The following is a 21,978-nucleotide window of genomic DNA, read 5'->3' as shown; positions in this document are numbered from 1 at the left end:
GGCCATCATGAACATGCAAATTTTTATTCTGATATTGATCTTTTTGGCAGTCACGGGGCTAATTTGGGGGGCAACGCTCTGGCTCGATCGCGACTCCGCCCTGCGGCAGCGACTGAACCGATTGGTCAGTCCTGAGGTTGGTGGCGAAAAGAGCCTGATTGCGGGCAGCGAATGGCAGGCCAAGGTGATCAAGGCGGTTGGCCCCATGGCCAAGCTGTCCACGCCCAAGGCGGGGTGGGACGAGTCCAGCCTGCGCGTGCGTTTCATGCAGGCCGGGCTGCGCGAGGCAGCCTGGCCGGCTATTTACTTTGCCACCAAGACCGTGCTGGCACTGGGGCTGCCTGGCCTGTTTGTGCTGTACCAGGGTGTGAGTTCGATGCAAATGTCGGTCAACGCCACCGTGATAGTGCTGCTGCTGACCGCTGCCATCGGTTACTACCTGCCCAACGGACTGCTCGCCAACCTGATCGAACGGCGCAAGCGCGAGCTGGAGGACGCCCTGCCCGATGCGCTCGACATGATGCTGGTCTGCGTGGAAGCAGGCCTGGGGCTGGATGCTGCCATGAACCGCGCCGCCAGCGAGATCGGGTTGCGCAGCGCGGCGCTGTCCGACGAACTCAACCTGGTGGCGCTGGAACTGCGCATGGGCGTCAACCGCGAACAGGCCTTGCGCAACCTGGCCTTGCGCACGGGGGTGGACGACATCGCCTCTTTCGTGGCCATGCTGGTGCAGTCGGACCGCTTTGGCACCAACGTGGCCGATGCGCTGCGCATCGAGGCCGAAACCATGCGCACGCACCGCCGTCTGCGGGCCGAAGAGCGGGCAGCCAAGATCCCGCTCAAGCTGCTGTTCCCGTTGATTTTCTTTATTTTCCCGGCGCTGATGCTGGTGCTCTTGGGGCCGGCAGTCATCAGTATTTACCGCGTGTTGCTTCCCACCATTGCTGGCAGCTGATCAATGTCAATCTGTCAAGGAGACTGTCATGAAATTCAAACTCAACGCTGTGGCCTCGATCTGCCTGCTGAGCGCGCTGCTGGGCTGTGCCCCGCTCATGTCGGGCACCCCGCTGGCAGGCTCAGCCATGGCACCGACGCGTGCCCAGGCCAGCGCGGTGCCGGTCAAGGTGGCGCAGGCGAGCGTCATCAGCGCATCGATAACGTCAAGCGCAGCCCAATTCACCATGGGCCTGGCAGCGCATGGCGCTGGCCAGCTAGCTTTGGCCAGCCAGCGCTATGAGCAAGTTCTGAAGATCACGCCTGAACATGTGGGCGCGCTCAATGGGCTGGCAGTCATTTATGCCCAGACAGATCGCACCGACGAAGCCCTCAGGCTCTTTGTCCGCGCCAGCGTGCTGGCACCTGGAGCCGCCCATGTGCGCAACAACACGGGCTACACCCTGCTGCGCGCTGGCCGACTTGACGAGGCTGAAATCGCCTTGAACCAGGCGCGTGCGCTGGACCCGTCCAATGCGCAGACGCAGCAGAACCTTGCGTTGCTGGCCAATGCGAAGGCAAAACGCCAGTCTGCTGAACTGGCCGGGCAGCCAGAGGCTGGGGACAAGGACGCACCGCGCCTGGTGGTGGTGGCGCCCAGTGTGTTTGAGTTGCAGGTGCCGGCAAGCGCCAGCGCCAAAGTGGCCGCGCCCGCCAGTGCCGATCTGCGCGACACACGCCTGGAAGTGTCGAATGGCGTCGGCATCAGCAGACTTGCGCGACGCACGGCTGATCGGCTGGCGACCGAAGGGATCAAGACTGCGCGGCTGACCAATGCACTGCCTTATAAGCAGGCAAAAACCGAGATCCAGTATGTGTCGGGCCAGGCAGAGGCGGCGCAGGCGCTGCAGGCGCGCCTGCCGGTAGCCACCGACACCGTGGCAGCCACTCGTTTGCATAGGGGTGTCCAGGTGCGCCTGGTGCTCGGTCATGACTTGGCCGGCAAGTCCATTACCGCATGGCTTGCATCGGAAGAAAAGCAGCAGTTGGCCATCAGCGCACAGGGCGGCTGGCGCTGGAGCTGAGGCGTCAGTTCTCCTCTGACTTGGCTTCTTCGAGCAACCACTTGCGAAAGGCCTGCACTGCTGGCCGCGCGGCAATCGCCGCCGGAACAACCAGGTAGTAGGCGAATTTTTGGCCAACAGCAATATCGAAAGGCGCCACCAGCCGGCCTTGTGCGATGGCCGTGGCCACCAGGGGTTTGGAGGCCAGCGCAACCCCCAGGCCATCCAGCGCGGCCACATAAGCCAGGCCGGAGTCGCTGAAGTGAGGGCCGGCATTGCTGTCCACCCCGGTCACCCCTGCCAGCCGGAACCATTCGTCCCACCCCGGTCCCGAGCGGTCGCTGGCGGTGGCCTGGTCGTGCAGCAACACCTGATGGCGCATGTCGGCGAGCACCCGCAGCGGTGGATCGACTTCCAGCAATTTGGGGCTGCAAACGGCAATGTAGTCGGAGCCGAACATGCGGTCCACCTGAAACCCCGGGTACACCCCGGCGCCAAAGCGTATCACCACCACCGAGTCTTCCTGGCGCAGGTCCGCAAGGTCGAACGACGCAGCGCCCGAGGCCTGGTCGCCGTCGATGGTGCGGAGCGAGCGAATCACGTGCAGGCTCAGCGACGGCTCGGACAGGGCGAACCGGCGCAGCCGGGGCACCAGCCAGCGGGTGGCAAAAGACGGCGGCAGCACCACGATCAGACGACCACTGGAGACACGTTCATGGGCACTGGCCACCGCGGCGACAAAGCACTCCAGCCCCTCGCGCACCTTGGGCAGCATGGCTTCGCCCTGTGGCGTGAGCTCCAGCGCGCGCGTCAGCCGGTGGAACAACTGCAGACCGAGGTGCTCCTCCAGCAGTTTGATCTGGTGGCTGATGGCGGTCGGCGTGACCGACAGCTCCTGGGCCGCGTTCTTGAAGCTCAGATGACGTGCCGCCGCCTCAAAGGCACGCAAGGCGTTCAGGGGCGGCAAACGGTAGGGCATGGATGACTTTTTTTGATCTGTCGGCTGAAAATTGATCGTTTGTTGCAATGCAACATTGACGATATCGTAGCACCGTGTCCTCAAGAGGGGCATTTAACCAGCAAAGGATCCAACATCATGGAATATCAATATTCAGACATCGAAGCCCACATTCGCCAAGCTCAAAAACTACGCTCCGAGGCACTGGGTGAGTTTCTTTCGGCTGGCTGGAATACCTGCATGACTTGGTTCAAGCATCATGCCCAGCGCCTGCTGCACAAGCACATCGTGGCAGCCAGGTCAACGGCTGCCGCCATTTATTGATGTCACGCCACCACTTTGGAGTCATCATGAAAACATTTTTTAGTCTGGTCAGTTTTGTAGTCGGTATCCTGGTGCTGCTGATCGGGTTTGGCAACCTGCTGTTTTTGACCCACAATCCTGCCAACGCCGCAGCCGGCGGCGTGGTCACCGTGGTCGGATTGACATTTCTGTGGCTCGCCACAGAGGCCATGTTCAGCAGAGCCAACCAAGGCTGATCAAATTCCGGGGTTAATCGCACCACGACAGAAGTCCGCTACGGCGGACTTCTTCATTTCAGGCCTCGGCTTCGGTTCAAAACGCACCTTCTCCTTGATGCTGTATCGCTATCCACTTGACAAATGATTATTCTCAATCAGTGGCTACTTATGGATGCCTAGACTTCTTTTGCCATGCTTGTTTCAGTCAGCTTGGAAAAATGCTGAGCAGGCGTTGGTGGAAGTTTTTATTCTTATTTTTCCAATTTTGAAGATGGAGGACAGTATGAAAAAATCACTTATTCCAGCCGCTCTGGCAATCGCAGTCGGCCTCACATTTGGCACCGTGACCATGGCTGCAGGCCAGGGCAGTGGTTCGGGTAGCGCGGGCAACGCGGGCAGCGCTGGCGGTGTCGGCGGTGGCGCCATGGCTCAGAACACAGAGATGGCGCAAACGCAGGCACAGGTCCGGGCACTGGTCAAGAGCCAGGACCGGCTGCTCACCCGTACCCGTGACCAGCTCAAAACCCAGGACCAGCTGCTCACCCGTACCCGTGACCAGCTCAAGACCCAGGACCAGTTGCTGACCCAGATCCGCGACCAACTCAAGACTCAGGATCAACTGCGCACGCAAACGCGCGACCAGCTGAAGGATCAGGAGCAGCTTCATCTGAAAACCCTTGATCAGTTGAAGGATCAGGAAAAAATTCTGCTGAAGACACAGGATCAGCTGAAGGATCAGGAGAAGATTCAGCTCAAGATCAAAGATCAGCTGAACGTCAAATAAGACGGCTTGTCGCCGAGGGAAGCTCCAGCCAGGCGGCAAGGCCGCCGCCCTCGCGCCCCTCGAGCCTGAACACCCATCCGTTCGCATGGGCAAGTTGCTGCACAATGGCCAGGCCCAAGCCAAAGCCACCCGTGGCTTGGCTGCGCGACTCCTCCAGGCGGTGAAACGGCCGCAAAACCGCATCCAACTGGTCTGGTGGAATGCCCGGACCACGGTCCAGCACACCGATGCGCACCCCAGCAGGCTCAGCCAGCAACGGGGACGGCAAAGCCTGCCCCACCAGTTCGATCGGCCCTGGCGCATAACGTAGCGCGTTGCCCAGCAAGTTGTCGATGACGCGGGCCAGCATGCCCGGTGGCGCGAGCACTTGCAGCGCACCCGGGCATTGCACCACCAGCTTGGCGTGGGCGGCGTCGGCCGCTGCCTGCTGCACCTCGGCGCGCGCCCTGAGCCAGCCGCCCAAGTCAAGTACTTGCGCCGCCTCGATCTTCAGGCCGCGGGCAATGTCAAGGAGTTGCCCAATCAGCTGGTTCATCTCGTCGATGTCGTGCTCGAGACGCTGCAACAGCCTGGCATCGGGCTTGAGCGACAGCAACTCCAGCGCCAGCCGCATGCGCGTCAAGGGAGTGCGCAGGTCGTGTGAAATACCGGCAAACAAGGTGGTACGGGCATCGCTGAGTTCACGCACTTGAAGCGCCATGTGGTTGAAATGGCGCGCCAGGTCAGCCAGTTCGCGTGGCCCGGTTTCGGGCAACAGTGCCGGGCTCGCACCCCGGGCCAGATGCGCCGCCGCCAGCTCCAGGCGGGCAACAGGCTTGGCGATCCGGCTTGCCAGCCACCAGGCAAGCAAAGGCACCAGTAGCGTGCCCACCAGCAAGGCCACGGTGAGCGCGCCGAAAGGGTTGGCCTGCATCCGGCTTCTGGCAAAGCCGACGCCCATTGACCGGCCGCCGGTTGGCACCGCCAGCCAAAGCCATTCACTGCCATCCTGCGTCAGCTCCGTCTGAAAAAACACCTCCTTGCCAAGTCGCCGCTCAAAGGCGCGCTCCAGAAAATACAGATACCAGCCATGGCGCAAGCTGGTGTCTGGCGCGCTCGCCATGTCCGGACGCAGGGCCATCTGGTAGCTGTGCAGGAGTTCATCCTCGAACACCGGGCGCGTCTCAGGCGGCAACTCGACCCAAGTCTGCGCCGACAGCACCATCAACCCGGCCAGATCGTCGGCGGCACGCTGGGAGATCGGCAAAAAGACAAACACCAGCGCCGACACCACCGTGACCAGTTCAATCGCAATGAACAACGCGGCCAGCCAGAGTGTGTACAGGCGCGTCAGGCCATGACGTCTGGCCAACGCCCGCTTCATGCGGAATCGCCCTGCGGGTTGAACAAATAACCCTCGCCACGCACCGTGCGGATATAGGCCGGGTGCGCGGGGTCGGGCTCGATCTTGCGGCGCAGGCGTGTGACCCGCACGTCGATGCTGCGGTCGAAGGCGTCGCGCTCGTAGCCCTTGAGCCAATCCACAATGCTGTCGCGCGAGAGCACGTGGTTGGGGTGTTCAACAAAAATGCGCAACAAGGCAATTTCACCGCTGGAAACCGGCACTTCAATCCCGTCGCGCAGTAACCGCCAGGCGTTGGTGTCGAGCATGAACGGACCAAAACCATGCAGGTGCGTGGGCGCCTCAGCGCCGGCTGCGGACACGCTTGCGGCAGGCGGCTCCGCAGCGCGTGCGCGCCGCAGCAAAGCGCGCAGGCGGGCCAGCAGTTCGCGCGGGCTGAACGGTTTGGCCAGATAGTCATCAGCACCCACCTCGAGCCCGACAACGCGGTCAATTTCCTCGCCACGCGCCGACAGCATAAGGATCGGAATGTCAGAGGTTCTGCGCAGGCCGCGCGCCAAGCTCAGTCCGTCCTCTCCGGGCATCATCAGGTCAAGCACGATCGCATCGGGCGTCGCTGCCGCCAACTGCTGGTGCATCTCCACGCCGTCTCCGGCGGTGTCCACCACAAAGCCGCTCGCTGCCAGATAGTCGGTCAGCAGCGTGCGCAACGCGGGGTCGTCATCGACCACCAATATACGGGCAGATGCAGCATGGCTCATGGTGGATAGTCTAGCGACGACAGCAGCCAACAGATACCCGGAAACACAATGAAACCTGACGAAACGCAACGTTACGCACCAGACATTTGCAGGCAACGAACAGCCCGCAAGATACACCCCCATGAACATGCGAACTTTCACCTTCAAGAAACCCGCCGGGTTGCCGTGCAGCAGGGGCTGGTTAACGGCATTCGGTGCCTTGCTGCTTTGCGTAAATGCCGTGCAGGCCGCCGAGTCAGCCCCGGCTGCGGCCGAACGCCCGCTTGAGTTGTCGGCGCCGCAGGATGTCGACGCAATGCAGGCATGGCGCCACAGGCAGGCGCTTGAACGCCGAAACCGCAAGCCTTACGGCAGCGGCTACGAGGCCCGCGGCTTGGCAGAGCGCTACAACAGCGCCGCTGACGTGACGCTGGTTCCGTCCAACCCGACGGTTGGTGACAACCGGAACGGTGGCGGTCGCGCTGGTGGCGACGGTGCAGGCTCAGGCCGGGGGTCAGGTGCAGGTTCAGGTGGTCGCGGTCGTTGACCGTTTGTTGAGAACAGTTTTTTTTAACCCGTACTTCAAAGGAGTTCATCATGAAAAAGCCCAAAGTAAATTCGGACGTGCTGACGCTGGTGTTGGCAGCATCCGTTTCAATGGCGGCGGCCATTGCGACCTTTCCGGCGCAGGCCCAGGATCAAATCAGGGATCAGACACAACTGCGCACGCAGGACCAGATATACGGCAGCCAGTTGATGACGCAAACCGAGCGCGAAGCGTACTGGACCAGGATGAGGAGCCTGAAGACCGAAGAGGAACGTAATGTTTTTCGTCTGCAGCATCATGAGCAGATGCAGGAGCGTGCCCGTCTCAAAGGCCTCCAGCTGCCTGATCAGCCCCCCACGCAGCAGCGCACGGGACCCGGTACCGGCCCTGGCGCAGGCGCTGGCCCCATGCGAAAAATGTAGGCGGTCTCACTGAGATTTTTTAACACGCGGTGCCACGGCACCGCCTACCAGGAAAAGGCATGCAAAGAAAGCTATTTTTGCGTTACGTGGGGGCCACGTTCGGCACAATCGCCCTGACACCGGTATTGACAGCATGCGGCGGTGGTGACGCTCTGGCTGTATTGCCAGCCGAAGCAGCCCCGTCAACGGCTGCCGCAGTGACGGCAACGGCCACCAGCCTCTTGCCTGAAGAAATCGCCGCCCTGAAGTTCATGCGCGAAGAAGAAAAGTTGGCGCATGACGTCTATGCCGCCCTGTACAGCCTGTGGGGTGCCAACGTCTTCTACCAAATTGCTCTGAGTGAAACCACCCATACCGAGGCCATTTTGGCGCTGCTGATCAAGTACTGCATCGACGACCCGGCCGCCGACAACGCGCCGGGAGAGTTTGCAGACCCTGCGCTGCAGACTCTCTACAACACGCTGATCACCATGGGCCAGGTGAACCTGATCGAAGGGCTCAAGGTGGGTGCGCTGATCGAGGAAACCGACATCCGCGACATCCATGAAAAAATGGCGATCACCGACGAAAACGATATTCTGAAGGTGTACACCAGCCTGCTGTGCGGCTCGGGCAACCACTTGCGCGCCTTCAACAAAAAACTGCTGGAACAGGGCGTCACTTACGTGCCGCAAGTCATCACCCAGGAAGAATGGGAAGCCATTGCCAGCGCACCGGCAGAGACCTGTGGCGGCTAACTGAATCTGTAGTTATAAGCAAGCCCGGCGTAGATCACGGTTTGATTCATATTCAGATTGCCTGGATGATCGGCCTTCAGTTCACGGTGCGCCAACTCCCGTCGGCCTGGCGGCAAGCCGTGCCCACCAGTTTTTCAAGCCGGCCGCCAATCACGGCATCGATGGTGTACTCACGGCAGGGGGCGCCGCTGGCGGCGTCATAGGTTCGCGTTGGCACCACCGTGTACTGGTTGTGCGTGTCGGGATTGACCCAGCGCGAGGGCACACCGGTGCGCACACTTTCGAGCGCGGCTGATGTCTTGAGGCGGTCGCTGTCGTCCATCGAGCGGCCCACGTTGCCGCCAATATTGGAGCCAATGACCGTGCCCAGGATGATGGCGGCGGTGCGGCCATCCCCATGCCCGACCTGTGCGCCAAGCAGGCCGCCCAACAGGCCGCCGATCACCATGCCGCTTTGTTCCTGCGTGGCAGGGGCGGTGCAGCCCAGCAGGGCCAGGCTCAAAACCGAACTGAGGTAGAGACGGATAGGTAAATACATGCTCAAGTCCTTATGAAAAGCAACTTCAGTCTAGGAATTTCACGTCCTGGGGAATTGATAATTCGCAATTCCGAAAGCGGCTTTGTGTAAGGCCTTCAGGTAATTCCTGTAAGGAAACTTTGATTTGAACGACTATGCTGGCGTCAGTGGGGTTGTTTCACCTCTCTGAAGTTCCTCTTCACGCAGGGTTTTCATGAAAAAAATAGCGGTTCTTGGCCTCGTTGCCGCGCTGGTGCTGGCGTTTTTTGCCTTCGATCTCAACCAGGTGCTGACGCTGGAAGGGCTCAAGAACAGCATGGGGCGGTTCGAGGCTTTGCGCGCGCAGTCGCCGGTGATGGTGGCGCTGCTGTTTTTTGCCGGTTATGTGGCCGTTACCACGCTCTCACTGCCCGGCGCGGCCATTCTGACGCTGGCCGCCGGCGCCGTGTTCGGCCTGGTTGGCGGCACGCTGTTGGTGTCGTTTGCATCGAGCATCGGCGCCACGCTGGCGTTTCTGGCTTCGCGCTATCTGTTACGCGACCTGGTGCAGGCACGCTTTGGCAATCGCCTGAAGGCCATCAACGCCGGCATGGCCAAAGACGGCACGATGTACCTGTTCACGCTGCGCCTGGTGCCGCTGTTCCCGTTTTTTCTGGTGAATTTACTGATGGGGCTGACGCCCATTCGCACGCTCAGCTACTACTGGGTGAGCCAGCTGGGCATGCTGGCGGGCACGCTGGTGTATGTGAATGCCGGCACCCAACTGGCGCAAATCACCAGCTTGTCGGGCATCTTGTCGCCGGGCTTGCTGCTGTCATTCGTGCTGCTGGGCATTTTTCCAATGCTGGCCAATGGCTTGATACGCTTTGTGCAGCGCCGCCGCGTGTATGCCAAGTGGCAGCGGCCAGCCAGGTTCGACCGCAACCTGGTGGTGATTGGCGCTGGCGCGGCGGGCTTGGTCACCAGCTATATTGCCGCTGCCGTCAAGGCCAAGGTCACGTTGGTCGAAGCGCACAAGATGGGTGGCGACTGCCTGAACTACGGCTGCGTGCCGAGCAAGGCGTTGATCAAGTCATCCCGCGTGGCCCACCAGATGCGCCATGCAGAGCACTATGGCTTGAGCGCGGTTGAGCCAAAGTTCAGTTTCAGCCAGGTGATGGCGCGTGTGCATGCCGTGATTGCCGCCGTGGCGCCGCATGACAGTGTCGCGCGCTACACCGAGCTGGGCGTGGAGGTGCTGCAGGGCTATGCGCGCATCGTGGATCCGTGGACGGTGGAGATCGAGCTCAGCAACGGTGGCACGCAGCGCCTGACCACCCGCAGCATCGTGATTGCCGCGGGCGCCCGGCCCTTTGTGCCACCCTTACCCGGCCTCGATGAGGTGGGTTACGTGACCAGCGACACGCTATGGGACGAGTTTGCCAAGCTCGACGCGCCACCGGCCCGGCTGGTGGTGCTGGGCGGCGGGCCGATTGGCTGCGAGCTGGCGCAGAGTTTTGCGCGTTTGGGCTCCAGCGTGACACAAATCGAGATGGCACCGCGTCTCATGATGCGTGAAGACATCGAGGTCTCGGACCTTGCCCAAGATGCCTTGACGCGTGACGGCATCAACGTGCTGACCGGCCACAAGGCCTTGCGCTGCGAAAAGGACGGCGAGCGCAAGTTCATCGTGGTGGCGCATCAGGGCCAGGAGCTGCGCATCGAGTTCGATGCCTTGCTGTGCGCGGTCGGACGCATCGCCAGATTGCAGGGTTACGGGCTGGAAGAACTGGGCATTCCCACCCAGCGCACGGTGGCCGTCAATGACTATCTGGAAACTTTGTACCCCAACATTTATGCGGCCGGTGATGTGGCCGGGCCTTACCAATTTACCCACACCGCCGGCCACATGGCCTGGTACGCGGCGGTGAACGCGCTGTTTGGCGACTTCAAGCGCTTCAAGGTGGATTATTCGGTCGTGCCGTGGGCCACCTTTATCGAGCCCGAGGTGGCGCGCGTGGGGCTCAACGAGCAAGAGGCCAAGGAGAAGAACATCGCCTATGAGGTCACCCGATACGGCATTGATGACCTCGACCGCGCCATCGCCGACGGCACCGCGCATGGTTTTGTCAAGGTGCTGACGGTGCCGGGCAAGGACCGCATTCTGGGCGTGACCATCGTCGGCGAACACGCTGGCGACCTGCTGGCCGAGTTTGTGCTGGCCATGAAGCACGGACTGGGCTTGAACAAAATATTGGGAACGATCCACACCTACCCGACACTGGCCGAGGCCAACAAATACGTGGCCGGCGAGTGGAAGCGCGCCCATGCGCCGCAAAAAGTGCTGGCCTGGCTGGCACGCTTTCATGCGTGGAAGCGGGGGGGATGATGTACAGAAAACCCACAAGCTCAACTTCGCCAGTCAGCAATCTCGATGACCCGCCCGCGCTGTGGCACGTCGGCGGGGTCGTGGGTGACCAGCAGCGTGGGAATGCGCTGATGCGTGATCTGATCGAACACCTGGGCGCGAAACTGGCTGCGCAGCGTGGCATCGAGTTTGGAAAACGGCTCATCGAGCAGCAGCGCCTGCGGCTCGGCGAGCAGCGTGCGCATCAGGCTGACCCGTGCCCGCTGGCCGCCAGACAGCGTGGCCGGGTCGCGCTCATAAAAACCTTCCAGTCCCATATCGGCGAGCGTTTGCGCCACCCGTTTGCGGCGCTCCCCGCTGCCGACCAAACTGGCGGGCAGCGCAAAGGCCAGGTTTTGCCCCACGCTCAAGTGCGGAAACAACAGGTCGTCCTGAAACAGCAGGCCGATGCGGCGTTGCTCAATGGGCAGGCCATCCAGGCGACGCCCGCTCAGCCACAGCTCGCCGGTGGCATAGAAGGCCGGGTTGAGGTCGCCGATCATCCAGTTCAACAAGGTCGATTTACCCGAGCCGGACACGCCGGACACCGTCACGATCTCGCCGGGGTTGACCGTCAGGTTGAAGTTGACCAGCAGCGTGTTCACGCCGCGCGCGAGGGTCAGGTTTTTGACGTTCAGCATGTCAGCGCAAGCCCTTGCGGTGTCGGGCCAGCCAGTAGGGCATCCAGGCGGCCATGGCGAAGGCCGCCACCGGCAGCGCAATCTGCAGCAGCGCCTGCACCGCCAGCACGCGCCGGTTGCCACCAGCACTCAAGGCCACAGCCTCGGTGGTCACGGTGACAAAACGGCCACCGCCGGCAAACTGGGTCGGCAGATATTGCGCCACACTCACGGCAAAACCGACGGCAAAAGTGGCCAGGATCGGACGCGCCAACAACGGCCACTTCACGCGCAGGCAGGCTTGCAGCCGGGTGCACCCGAGCGCGCGGGCGCTCACCAGCAGGCGCGCGTCGAAGGCGCGGTAGGCGCCCACCAGCGTGAGCACCATGTAGGGCAGCACCCACAGCAAATGGCTCCACACCAGACCCGCCGCGGTGCCGTCCAGGCGCAGGTTCAACAGCGCGGCATACTGCGCGGCCACCAGCGGCATGGCGGGCACGATCAAGGGCAGGTAGAGCGCGGCATTCAGGCGCTGCGGCCCCCATTCCAGCCAGACCAGTGCGGCCGGAAGGCACAGCAGGCTGGCCGCTGCCGCCAGCCAGAGTGTGGTCCAAAACGGCGCCCAGTCCGCCGTGAGCCAACTCTGCCATGACAAGCTGTCGGGCCACAGCGCCGGAAAAAACCAGGTCTCGGCAAACGACCAAATCAGTAACACCGCCAGCACCGCGTAACCGGTCAAAAACAGCGGGATATGCAGCTTCAGCCCGGGCCGCGCCGCGGGTGCCTTGCGCAAGCCGTCGGGATCAGGCCGGCGCCGCTCGCGCCAGTGCCAAAACCCGCGCGCCAAAACTGCAGCCAGCAGCAAAAGAGCGAGCAGCACCAGCGACGCGGCGCTGCCCCGGGCCTGCATCGCCGCATCGGGGTCGGTGAGCCAGCGCCAGACCAGCACGGCCAGCGTTGGTGGTGTGTTCGGTCCGAGAATGATGGCCATATCGACCACCGAAAGGCCATAAGCCAGCACCGCAGCCAGCGGCCAGCCCAGACGCGGCAACAACTGCGGCCACAAGATCAGGCGCCAGGCTTGCGCCCGGCTGTAGCCCAGCGAGCGCGCCAAGACCATTTGCCGGCGCACGGGCTGTTCACCCAGCAGCGCCGCCAGTACCCAGAGCAGAAACCAGCTTTCCTTGATGGCCAGCGCCAGCGCCAAGCTCAGACCATAGGGGTCTTGCACCGTGACCCAGTCGGGCGGGCTGGTCCAATGGACCAACTGCGCAACCAGCCGCGCCAGCCAGCCCGACGGCGCCAGCAAGAAAAACAGCCCCACCGCAAACGCCGCATGGGGCAGCGCCAACAGCAGGGGCAGGCGACGCTGCAGCGTGAGCCAAAGCGTGCCGGGGTAATGCCAACTGGCCAGCAGCATGGCCATGATCAACGCCAGGGCGCTGCCCAAAAGCGAAGACACCAGGGTGGCGCGCAAGGCTTGCGGCCATTGGGCGTCCGCCCACAAGTCAAGCCAGACTGGGGCACCCAGGGCCGGTGCCAGCGCCCAGAACAGTCCGGGCAGCAGCGGGCCGAAGATCAGGGCCACCGGCGCAAACGCCAGCCACCGTCCCCGATTCAACGTGAGCCGTAGCGCTTCAGCCACTCGGTCTCCAGCGCCTCGACCCAGCTGGCGTGCGGCTCGGCCAGCGTCGGCACCGCTTCTACCAGTGCGCCGGACGGTCGCGCGCGCATGGCGGCTTGCAGCGGTGCCGGGATTTTGGCCAGGTCGAGCACAGAGCCGTCACCCCAGACGCTGCTATCGGCCTTGCGCGCCTGCGCCTCGGCAGACAGGAGGAAATTGGCCAGCACCTGCGCGCCCGCCCGGGCCTTGGCGTTGACCGGGATCGCGACAAAATGCACATTGCCGATAGTGCCGCCACGCCAGCCAAAACTGTAGGCGCTGGGCGGCAACTGCTTGCTGGCAATCAGGTTGGCCGCCTCGTTGGGGTTGAAGGTAAGGGAGAGCTTGAGTTCGCCGTCGGCCAGCATGCGGTGCATCTCGGCGGCGCTGGCCGGAAAGGTCTTGCCGTTGCGCCACAGGTGGGCGTGCAACTGGTCCAGGTAGGCCCACAGCGGCTGCGTGGCGCTGGCAAAGGCTTCGCGGTTCACCGGCTGCTGCAACGCCGCGCGCTGGGGCGTGAGCTCCAGCAGCAGCTGCTTGACGAAGGTCGTGCCATGGAAATCGGGTGGTTTCGGGTAGCTGACCCGGCCCGCGTTGGATTGGGCAAAGGTCAGCAGTTCGGTTGCCGAACGCGGTGGCACCGGCGTTTTGGCACGGTCGGCAATAAAGGTCAACTGGGCCGTTCCCCAAGGCGCCTCAAAGCCCTGGGTGGGCACAGAAAAGTCGCTGCGCACCGGTTTGTTCAGGTCCACCAGACCCCAGTTGGGCAGTCTCTCGGCCCAGGGGCCGAACAACAGATTGGCTTGCTTGAGGTTGCGAAAATTTTCGCCATTCACCCACATCAGATCCACAGAACCATCGGTTTTGCGACCCGCTGCCAGCTCGGTCTGCACGCGCTTGACGACCTCAGCGGTGTCGGTGACCTTGACGTGTTTGACCTCGACCCCGTAGCGCGCCTTGACCTCCCTGGCGGCCCAGGCAATATAGGCGTTGATGGCCTCACCACCACCCCAGGCATTGAAATACACGGTCTGACCACTGGCCTCGTTTTCTGTTTTGGCCCAGTCGGCCTGCGCCAGGGTGGGTAGCGCCAGGCTGAATATGAGCGCGGCGAGGGATGACAGCTTCATGCAAAAAGACTCCGTTGGGGTTGACTGCAAATATAGCAGTCGCGCGGAGGTCTGAAATTCTTACAGCCTGACAGACACTTTGCCGTTGAGCCCACCCTGTCCCTTGGAATATTCCAGCTAACGGCTTCACATCAGGTCGTCATTGGGGTCCGTGGGCAGCAGTTGCAGTCGGTTGGCCAGGCTGGTGCGGGTTTCGCGCCGTTCGAGCAGCTTGGCCTGGGCGGCTTCAGGCAGATCGGTAAACTGGATCACGCCGCGGTTGATCAACACGTCGATCAGGTCTTCGAGCACACGCACCAGGCTGGTGTCGGACTGGCTCAGTGCGTTGACCTTGTCAGGCAGGCTCATGGCTTGGAATCCTCCGTGGGCTTGGGCGCGGGCTCGGGGAAGGCCGACAGGCGCAGCACCAGTTGCAGCCGGTCACGCACCCCGAGTTTTTCAAAAATGGCGCCCAGATGCGCCTTGACGGTGCGCTCAGAAATAAACATCTTGTCTGCCACTTCCTTGTTGGAGCGGCCGACTGACACCTCGCGCGCTACCTGGGCCTCGCGCGCAGACAGGCTGGTCCAGGCGTTGGGGGCTGGTGCGAGGACCGGTGCGGCATTTTCAGCGGCCTGCGTGTTGACGGTTGCCGAACGGGCGGCAAGAGCGGCATTGGTCGAGCCCACCAGGCGCTGCAGCAGGTCGGGACCGACCCACAAGCCGCCGTGTTCAATGACCAGCGCCACCTCTTGCAGCAGCGCGGGCACACCATAGGCATGGGTGTAGCCGCGCGCACCGTCATTGAGGGCGCGCAGACCCTCAATGGGGTCGGGCGCACCCGAGAGCAGCACCACGCGGGCATCGGGTTTGGCCTGCAAAATCTGGCGCAAGTGCAGCGGCCACTGGGCGTCTGCGCTGCTCATCCAGAGCAGGTTCTGCGCGGCAGGCAAGGCGGGCAAACGCGCCAGCAAGGCGTCGGCATTGATCTGGGCGATGTCTGCAAACGCCTCGCGCAGGCGCACGGGCAAGACAGAAGCCGGACTGGCAAGAAAGAAGTGTTGTGTACTCATCGTTCGGTCATCGCATTGGATTTGGCGCGCAGCACGGGTTTAAGCAAATAGGAGAGCACCGTCTTTTTACCGGTCTTGATATCCACCTGTGCCACCATGCCGGGGATGATAGGCAGGTTGGGGCCCAGGCTGGGCTTGAGGGTGCGCACGCGGACATGGTAGAACGCGTTGCCTTTTTGATCCAGCACCGAGTCGGCGCCAATCAGGAATACTTCGGCCTCCAGACCGCCATAGGTGGCGAAGTCGTAGGCGCTGAACTTGACCATGGCCGACTGGCCGGGTCGCAAAAAGCCGATGTCCTTGGGGGTAATTTGCACCTCAAGAATCAGCGTGTCGTCGAGCGGCACCACCTCCACCACTTCCTTGCCGGGCTGCACCACCGCGCCAATGGTGTTGACCAGCAGGCGCTTGACCGTGCCGCGCACCGGCGACTTGATGTCCGCCTGCTTGACCTTGTCCTGCAACGCCACGCCGCCCTGCGACAGGCTGGCGAGCCGGCTCATGGTCTCGGAGAGCTCGGCACTCATCTGGTTGCGACTGGTGAGCTGCACCTCGTTGATCTTGCTGTTGGCTTCCTGGATGGAGGATTGCACCCGTGCAATTTGCGCTGTGGCCTGTTCACGGTCGCCGCGCAGGCGGGCAAGTTGCTGGTCGAGCCGCATCATCTCGACCTCGGACACGGCGCCAGTGGCCACCATGGGGCGCGTGGCATTGATTTCCCGGGTCATCAGCGCAAGGCTGCGCTCAGCCTGGTCGCGCCGCGCCCGCACTTCGTTCAACTCCTGCTGACGCTGCGCCAGCTGGCTTTGGTAAATGGCGGTCTGGGCGCTGATTTCGGCGCGGCGTGACTCGTACAGGCGCTGCTCCTGCGCCACCACATCGGGCGCATCGCGCACCAGCTCTGGCGGCGGGTTGAACGGGGTGCCGCGCGTGAGCGCCTCCAGCCGCAGCGCCTTGGCCTGCAAGGCGGTCTGGCTGGCCTGGCTCTCCATCAGGTTGGAAACAAATCGGGTCGGGTCCACCCGCAGCAGCAGTTGTCCCGCCTCCACAATTTGCCCCTCTTTCACCAGCAAGGCCTCGACCACGCCGCCGTCCACGCTCTGGATGATCTGCACCTGGCTGGTGGGCACCACCCGGGCCTCGCCACGGGTAACTTCCTCGATCTCGGCAAAAGCCGCCCACACCAGCAGCAGCAGCAGGGCCGCAGCGGCCAGGCGCAGCAGGCTGCGGGCGCGCAACGGCTCCTGCTGTAGCCGTGCCCAATCGGCATCACCGGCCCAGTCGAGGTGCTCTGGTTCTTCAATTGGCGTGAGCCGTTTGACCAAGGGGCCGAAAATGACCTCGCTTGCCTTGACAACGTGCTTGACCAAGGCACCGGCACCTTCAAAGGCATTTTTTTTGGACAAAGCCATCAGGCAGCCTTTCCGATACGACCCTGGCTCAGCGCCGTGACCACTTGTTCTTTGGGACCGTCGGCCACGATGCGACCACCGTCCATGACGATGACGCGGTTGGCAAGATCAAGCAATGACTTGCGATGGCTGATCAAAATGACCGTTTTGTCTTTCGAAATCTCACTGAGACGGCGTTTGATGTCGTCTTCACTGGAAAAGTCCATCGATGAGGTGGGTTCATCCAGCAGCATGATGGGCGGGTCGTTGATGACAGCGCGGGCAATCGCCACGCCCTGGCGCTGCCCACCCGACAATGAATCGCCGCGTTCGCCTACCAACATGTCGAAGCCTTTCGGATGCTGATTGACCAGGCTCAGGATGCCGCCAATTTCAGCTGCTTTAACGATCGCAGCGTCGTCAGCCAGCGGCGCACCCAGGGTGATGTTTTCGCGCAAGCTGCCATAGAACAGCATGACGTCCTGCTGCACGTAACCAATCTGGCGCCGCAGTTCAGCGGGGTCGAGCTGGCGCAGGTCGATGCCATCGACCAGCACCGCGCCTTCGGTGGGCCGGTACAAGCCCAGGACAAGTTTTTCAAGTGTGGTCTTGCCTGAGCCGATGCGCCCCAGAATGGCCACCTTTTCGCCGGGCTTGATGCTGAAAGAGATGTTGCGGAGCGATGGCGCGCTTTGACCTGGGTAGGTGAAGCTGACATCGCGGAATTCGATCGCGCCCTTGAGGCGGCCTCGACTGATGAAAGTTGTGTCGGCCGGGCGCTCCACCTCACGCGCCATCATTTCGTCAAGAGACATTAGTGCGGTCGCGGCGGTGTGGTACTGCACCAATAAACCTGCCACCTGCCCGACCGGTGCCATGGCGCGCGAAGCCAGCATGGTGCAGGCGATCAGGCCACCCAAGGTCAGTGATCGCTCGGAGATCAGGTAAACACCAATGACAATGATGGACAGGTTAATGAACTGCTGCACAAAGGCAGAAGTGTTAGTGGCTGTGCAGGAAAGCAAGCGCAATTGTGCGCCCACGCGGGCCAGCAGGGCCGCGCTTTTTTCCCATTTGCGCTGGATCGGCGCCTCTGCCCCAAGCGCCTTGAGGGTCTCAAAACCAACCAGGCCTTCAATGAGCGTGGCGTTGCGCTGCGCGCTGGCACGGTAGATAGTCTCTGCCAGTTCATGCATTCTTCCCTGTACGGCCAACGCGTACAACACCATGACAACCGCCCCAATGCAAAGGGGAATGAGCATGAACCAGGATATCCAGCCAATCACCACCATAAAAATCAAGGCAAAAGGCAAGTCGATAAAAGCCACCACTGTGGCCGATCCTATAAAGTCACGCACTGACTCAAAAGCACGCATATTTGAAGCAAAGGACCCTGCCGAAACCGGGCGCTGCTCCATGCGCATGCCCAGGACGCGCTCCATGATGAAGGCAGATAGTTTGACATCGACCCGGCTGCTGGCCAGGTCGACAAATCTTCCGCGCATGGTGCGCAACACCAGGTCGCTGACCAACATGATCACCAAACCCAAAGCCAGCACCCACAAGGTTTCAACCGCGTGGTTCGGCACCACGCGGTTGTAAACGTTCATGACAAACAACGGCATACCCAAGGCAAACAGATTGGCGAGTAATGCCGCCAGCAGCACATCGCGGTACAGCGGCATGCTCTCGGCAACGACGCCCCAGAACCAGTGCTCGTGGCGGCCAGCGCGCACCTGGGGCGTGCGCGCGTCATAACGCTGGGTGGGGCGGGCATAGATCACGGTGCCGGTGTAGTCGGCCTCCAGCGAGGCCAGCGGCACGGAAACCGTGGATTCATTCAACTCGGGGTAGATCACCTGGACCTGGTCGCGCTGCGCAGTGAAGCCCAGCACCACGCAAGCCCGACCGTCCCGCAGCAGCGCCACGGCAGGCAACAGCGCGTCATTGAGCTTGGCCAGCGGCGCATTGACCAGCTGGCTGCTCAAATGCGCCCGCAGTGCAGCACGGGCAAACAGGCTGGGTGTGAGGCGGTCATGCTCGGCCGGAAGGCCAGCCATCAAGGCGTCGCGGGTAACTGCCTGGCCATGGGTGCGGGCGATGATTTGCAGACACGCCAGCAAATCATCAGCAACCGTTTGCGCGACCTCTGCCACGCCTGATACGACCGGATTCGGCATGAATAGCCCTATGTTTCGATGACTGTTTGAGGGCTCAGTGTATCAAAACATGCTGCATGAACGTACTTGCTTTGGACGCCATTCAACAAAAAACCCGACGGTTTGAAGGTCGGGTTTTGCAGGATTCCGCAAGGGTTTTCCGTTCGATCCCGCTTATTTCTTTTGGCGGTACTTGCGCAAGGCCGCAATCTGGGCAGCCATGACCGTCAGCTCAGACGTCGCGCGGGCCAGGTCAAGGTCGGTCTTGGCGTTCTTGACGGCTTCTTCTGCGGCCAGCTTGGCTTCGTTGGCTTTTTCATCGTCGAGGTCTTTGCCACGAATCGCGGTGTCGGACAGCACGGTGACGCAGTCGGGCTGCACTTCGAGGATGCCACCGGCCACAAACACAAACTCTTCGCCACCGTCAGCCAGCTGGATGCGCACCGAACCCGCCTTGATGCGGGTGATCAGCGGCGTGTGGCGCGGGTAAATGCCCAACTCGCCAGCTTCACCTGGCAGGGCAACAAAACGCGCCTCACCCGAGAAGATGGACTCTTCGGCACTCACCACATCAACGTGAATAGTGTTCATTTTTTTCCTAGTCAGTTGGGGACAGCGCTAAAGACCTGCCCCGCAAGGTGATCACATTTTCTTGGCTTTTTCAAACGCTTCATCAATGGTGCCGACCATGTAGAAGGCCTGCTCCGGCAGGTGATCACACTCGCCAGCCACAATCATCTTGAAGCCACGTATGGTTTCAGCCAAGCTGACGTATTTGCCGGGTGATCCGGTGAACACTTCAGCAACGTGGAAAGGTTGCGACAGGAAACGCTGGATCTTGCGAGCGCGCGCCACGGTGAGCTTGTCCTCAGGGGCCAACTCGTCCATGCCCAAAATGGCAATGATGTCGCGCAGCTCTTTGTAGCGCTGCAGCGTACCCTGCACGGCGCGAGCGGTCTCATAATGGTCCAAGCCAACCACGTTGGGGTCGAGCTGGCGGCTGGTGGAGTCCAGCGGGTCCACAGCGGGGTAAATACCGAGCGAGGCGATGTCGCGGCTCAACACCACGGTGGAATCCAGGTGGGCGAAGGTGGTGGCGGGCGACGGGTCGGTCAAGTCGTCGGCTGGCACGTAAACGGCCTGGATCGATGTAATCGAACCCACTTTGGTGGAGGTAATGCGCTCTTGCAGGCGGCCCATTTCTTCGGCCAGGGTGGGCTGGTAACCCACCGCAGAAGGCATACGACCCAGCAAAGCGGACACTTCAGTTCCGGCCAGCGTGAAGCGATAGATATTGTCCACGAAGAACAGCACGTCCTTGCCTTCGTCACGGAACGACTCGGCAATGGTCAGGCCGGTCAGGGCCACGCGCAGACGGTTGCCCGGGGGCTCGTTCATCTGGCCATAAACCATGGACACTTTGGATTCTTCGAGCTTCTCCAGATTCACCACGCCGGAATCGGCCATCTCGTGGTAGAAGTCATTGCCTTCACGGGTACGCTCACCCACGCCGGCAAACACCGACAAGCCGCTGTGCGCCTTGGCGATGTTGTTGATGAGTTCCATCATGTTCACGGTCTTGCCCACACCGGCGCCGCCGAACAGACCGACCTTGCCGCCCTTGGCGAACGGACACACCAGGTCAATCACCTTGATGCCGGTTTCCAGCAGTTCCTGCGAGGGGCTGAGTTCGTCGTAGGTGGGTGCCTTGCGGTGGATGGAAGCCATCTGGGTGGTGTTGACCGGACCGCGCTCGTCAATGGGCGCGCCGAGCACGTCCATGATACGGCCAAGGGTGGCGGTACCGACCGGCACCATGATGGAACTGCCGGTGTTGGACACCATCAGGCCACGGCGCAAGCCGTCGCTGGAGCCCAGCGCAATGGTACGGACAATGCCGTCGCCGAGCTGCTGCTGGACTTCCAGCGTGAGGGTGGAGCCTTCGAGCTTGAGCGCGTCGTAAATGTGCGGCATGTGCTCGCGCGGAAATTCCACGTCAACCACAGCGCCAATGCACTGAACAATCTTGCCTTGAACGCCGGCGTTCGTATTTGTGTTTTCCTGAGCCATTTGGTTCTGCTCCAATAAATTTGAATCTTGCTGCTAACTGAGGCTTAGCCGCTGATGGCGGCCGCACCGGAGACGATTTCTGACAACTCTTTGGTAATCGCAGCCTGGCGGGTCTTGTTATAGACCAGCTTGAGCTCGCCAATCACGTTGCCGGCGTTGTCGGTGGCCGCCTTCATGGCGACCATGCGCGCGGCGTGCTCGGAGGCCATGTTTTCGGCCACGGCCTGGAACACCAGCGCCTCGACATAACGCACCAGCAGGTCGTCGATCACGGTCTGCGCGTCGGGCTCGTAGATGTAATCCCATCCATGCTTTTCGCCAGTGACGGCCTCGCTGGCACGGGCTTCGGCCTGCATCTGCACCGCCGACAAGGGCAGCAACTGCTCCATCACCACTTCTTGCTTCATCGTGTTGATGAAACGCGTGTAAGACAGGTAAACCGCGTTGACTTCGCCCCTGGCGTAGGCATCAAGCAGGACCTTGACCGGGCCGATGAGACGGTCCAGGTGCGGCCGGTCGCCCAGTTGGGTAACGTGGGCCACCACCTTGGCGCCAATGCGGTTCAGAAAACCCAGCCCCTTGTTGCCGATGGCGACCGCTTGCGTGGTCATGCCGTTGCTTTGCGTGTCGCGCAATTGGTGCGTGACGCTGCGCAGCACATTGGTGTTGAGACCGCCGCACAAGCCCTTGTCGGTGGTGACCACAATCATGCCCACCACCTTGGCGTCGTTGCGCTTCATGAAGGCGTGCACGTACTCCGGGTTGGATTGACCCATGTGCGCCGCAATGTTGCGCACCTTTTCGGAATAAGGCCGGGCAGCGCGCATGCGCTCCTGGGCTTTACGCATTTTGGAGACGGAAATCATCTCCATGGCTTTGGTGATCTTCTTCGTGCTTTCGAAGTTCTTGATCTTGCCGCGTATTTCCTTGCCAGTTGCCATA

At 61.8% G+C, this 21,978-nt stretch carries 23 protein-coding genes; 9 read left to right on the top strand and 14 right to left on the bottom strand.

Annotated elements, in window-relative coordinates; all coding sequences use genetic code 11:
• The first annotated feature begins 7 nt into the window (after positions 1-7).
• Positions 8-955: a type II secretion system F family protein gene (locus PHF15_RS06150; protein ID WP_300119804.1), complete on the top strand. Its 948-nt coding sequence runs from the start codon at positions 8-10 to the stop codon at positions 953-955.
• 28 nt (positions 956-983) lie between these two features.
• Positions 984-2,018: a LytR C-terminal domain-containing protein gene (locus PHF15_RS06145; RefSeq protein ID WP_300119802.1), complete on the top strand. Its 1,035-nt coding sequence runs from the start codon at positions 984-986 to the stop codon at positions 2,016-2,018.
• Positions 2,019-2,022: 4 nt separating this feature from the next.
• On the opposite strand, the gene gcvA is transcribed toward PHF15_RS06145, so the two are convergent.
• Positions 2,023-2,976 (bottom strand): transcriptional regulator GcvA, encoded by a 954-nt coding sequence (gene gcvA, locus PHF15_RS06140; protein ID WP_300119801.1) that lies wholly within the window; start codon positions 2,974-2,976, stop codon positions 2,023-2,025.
• Positions 2,977-3,093: 117 nt separating this feature from the next.
• Between gcvA and PHF15_RS06135 the strand changes: the two genes are divergently transcribed.
• From PHF15_RS06135 to PHF15_RS06125, 3 genes are all read left to right on the top strand, one after another.
• A complete protein-coding gene (locus tag PHF15_RS06135) occupies positions 3,094-3,279 on the top strand; it encodes an RSP_7527 family protein (RefSeq protein ID WP_300119799.1) in 186 nt (61 codons plus the stop codon).
• A 26-nt stretch (positions 3,280-3,305) separates the two neighbouring features.
• Entirely contained in the window at positions 3,306-3,494 is a 189-nt protein-coding gene (locus PHF15_RS06130) for a hypothetical protein (protein ID WP_300119797.1), read from the top strand.
• 265 nt (positions 3,495-3,759) lie between these two features.
• A complete protein-coding gene (locus PHF15_RS06125; RefSeq protein WP_300119795.1) occupies positions 3,760-4,260 on the top strand; it encodes a hypothetical protein in 501 nt (166 codons plus the stop codon).
• On the opposite strand, the gene PHF15_RS06120 is transcribed toward PHF15_RS06125, so the two are convergent.
• Together PHF15_RS06120 and PHF15_RS06115 are read right to left on the bottom strand one after the other, a co-directional pair.
• Positions 4,253-5,623, bottom strand: coding sequence for an ATP-binding protein (locus PHF15_RS06120; RefSeq protein ID WP_300119793.1), 1,371 nt, complete (start codon positions 5,621-5,623; stop codon positions 4,253-4,255). The two genes, PHF15_RS06125 and PHF15_RS06120, sit on opposite strands and share 8 nt — an antisense overlap.
• Complete coding sequence (locus PHF15_RS06115; RefSeq protein WP_300119791.1) at positions 5,620-6,363, bottom strand: response regulator; 744 nt, start codon at positions 6,361-6,363, stop codon at positions 5,620-5,622. Before PHF15_RS06115 ends, PHF15_RS06120 begins: the two co-directional genes overlap by 4 nt.
• Before the next feature lie 121 nt (positions 6,364-6,484).
• Here PHF15_RS06115 and PHF15_RS06110 point away from each other — a divergent pair, with 121 nt between their 5' ends.
• The 3 genes from PHF15_RS06110 to PHF15_RS06100 are packed head-to-tail and all read left to right on the top strand — an operon-like array spanning position 6,485 to position 8,048.
• Positions 6,485-6,889 carry a hypothetical protein gene (locus tag PHF15_RS06110; protein WP_300119789.1) on the top strand — a complete coding sequence of 135 codons (405 nt, stop codon included), beginning with the start codon at positions 6,485-6,487 and terminating at the stop codon, positions 6,887-6,889.
• A 50-nt stretch (positions 6,890-6,939) separates the two neighbouring features.
• Positions 6,940-7,311 carry a hypothetical protein gene (locus PHF15_RS06105; protein WP_300119787.1) on the top strand — a complete coding sequence of 124 codons (372 nt, stop codon included), beginning with the start codon at positions 6,940-6,942 and terminating at the stop codon, positions 7,309-7,311.
• A 59-nt stretch (positions 7,312-7,370) separates the two neighbouring features.
• Positions 7,371-8,048, top strand: a complete 678-nt coding sequence (locus tag PHF15_RS06100) for a DUF2202 domain-containing protein (protein ID WP_300119785.1) — start codon at positions 7,371-7,373, stop codon at positions 8,046-8,048.
• A 76-nt stretch (positions 8,049-8,124) separates the two neighbouring features.
• Here PHF15_RS06100 and PHF15_RS06095 read toward each other — a convergent pair whose 3' ends face one another.
• Positions 8,125-8,586, bottom strand: coding sequence for a glycine zipper 2TM domain-containing protein (locus tag PHF15_RS06095; RefSeq protein WP_300119783.1), 462 nt, complete (start codon positions 8,584-8,586; stop codon positions 8,125-8,127).
• 193 nt (positions 8,587-8,779) lie between these two features.
• On the opposite strand from PHF15_RS06095, the gene PHF15_RS06090 reads away from it, so the two are divergent.
• Positions 8,780-10,933: a bifunctional TVP38/TMEM64 family protein/FAD-dependent oxidoreductase gene (locus tag PHF15_RS06090; protein WP_300119781.1), complete on the top strand. Its 2,154-nt coding sequence runs from the start codon at positions 8,780-8,782 to the stop codon at positions 10,931-10,933.
• A gap of 20 nt (positions 10,934-10,953) precedes the next feature.
• Here PHF15_RS06090 and PHF15_RS06085 read toward each other — a convergent pair whose 3' ends face one another.
• From PHF15_RS06085 to atpG, 10 genes are all read right to left on the bottom strand, one after another.
• The gene (locus PHF15_RS06085) at positions 10,954-11,592 is read right to left on the bottom strand and encodes an ATP-binding cassette domain-containing protein (RefSeq protein WP_300119779.1); all 639 of its coding nucleotides are present in this window, start codon (positions 11,590-11,592) and stop codon (positions 10,954-10,956) included.
• Position 11,593: 1 nt separating this feature from the next.
• Positions 11,594-13,216, bottom strand: coding sequence for an ABC transporter permease subunit (locus tag PHF15_RS06080; protein ID WP_300119777.1), 1,623 nt, complete (start codon positions 13,214-13,216; stop codon positions 11,594-11,596).
• Complete coding sequence (locus PHF15_RS06075; RefSeq protein ID WP_300119775.1) at positions 13,189-14,364, bottom strand: ABC transporter substrate-binding protein; 1,176 nt, start codon at positions 14,362-14,364, stop codon at positions 13,189-13,191. Before PHF15_RS06075 ends, PHF15_RS06080 begins: the two co-directional genes overlap by 28 nt.
• Before the next feature lie 126 nt (positions 14,365-14,490).
• Positions 14,491-14,712 (bottom strand): hypothetical protein, encoded by a 222-nt coding sequence (locus tag PHF15_RS06070; RefSeq protein WP_300119773.1) that lies wholly within the window; start codon positions 14,710-14,712, stop codon positions 14,491-14,493.
• Positions 14,709-15,416 (bottom strand): response regulator transcription factor, encoded by a 708-nt coding sequence (locus PHF15_RS06065; protein ID WP_300119771.1) that lies wholly within the window; start codon positions 15,414-15,416, stop codon positions 14,709-14,711. Before PHF15_RS06065 ends, PHF15_RS06070 begins: the two co-directional genes overlap by 4 nt.
• Positions 15,413-16,828: an HlyD family type I secretion periplasmic adaptor subunit gene (locus tag PHF15_RS06060; RefSeq protein ID WP_300119768.1), complete on the bottom strand. Its 1,416-nt coding sequence runs from the start codon at positions 16,826-16,828 to the stop codon at positions 15,413-15,415. The genes PHF15_RS06065 and PHF15_RS06060 overlap by 4 nt, the downstream gene beginning before the upstream one ends.
• Positions 16,828-18,987: a type I secretion system permease/ATPase gene (locus tag PHF15_RS06055; RefSeq protein WP_300119767.1), complete on the bottom strand. Its 2,160-nt coding sequence runs from the start codon at positions 18,985-18,987 to the stop codon at positions 16,828-16,830. The genes PHF15_RS06060 and PHF15_RS06055 overlap by 1 nt, the downstream gene beginning before the upstream one ends.
• A 153-nt stretch (positions 18,988-19,140) precedes the next feature.
• Positions 19,141-19,557 (bottom strand): F0F1 ATP synthase subunit epsilon, encoded by a 417-nt coding sequence (locus tag PHF15_RS06050; protein ID WP_300119765.1) that lies wholly within the window; start codon positions 19,555-19,557, stop codon positions 19,141-19,143.
• A gap of 51 nt (positions 19,558-19,608) precedes the next feature.
• A complete protein-coding gene (gene atpD / locus PHF15_RS06045; RefSeq protein ID WP_300119763.1) occupies positions 19,609-21,036 on the bottom strand; it encodes a F0F1 ATP synthase subunit beta in 1,428 nt (475 codons plus the stop codon).
• 44 nt (positions 21,037-21,080) lie between these two features.
• The gene (atpG, locus tag PHF15_RS06040) at positions 21,081-21,977 is read right to left on the bottom strand and encodes a F0F1 ATP synthase subunit gamma (protein ID WP_300119761.1); all 897 of its coding nucleotides are present in this window, start codon (positions 21,975-21,977) and stop codon (positions 21,081-21,083) included.
• Between the last annotated feature and the right edge of the window lies 1 nt (position 21,978).

Source organism: Rhodoferax sp. (assembly GCF_028689295.1).
In the GTDB taxonomy this organism is placed as follows: domain Bacteria; phylum Pseudomonadota; class Gammaproteobacteria; order Burkholderiales; family Burkholderiaceae_C; genus Rhodoferax.
The sequence above is the reverse complement of the archived record's forward strand: the minus strand, read 5'-3'. Positions and strand labels throughout refer to the sequence as shown.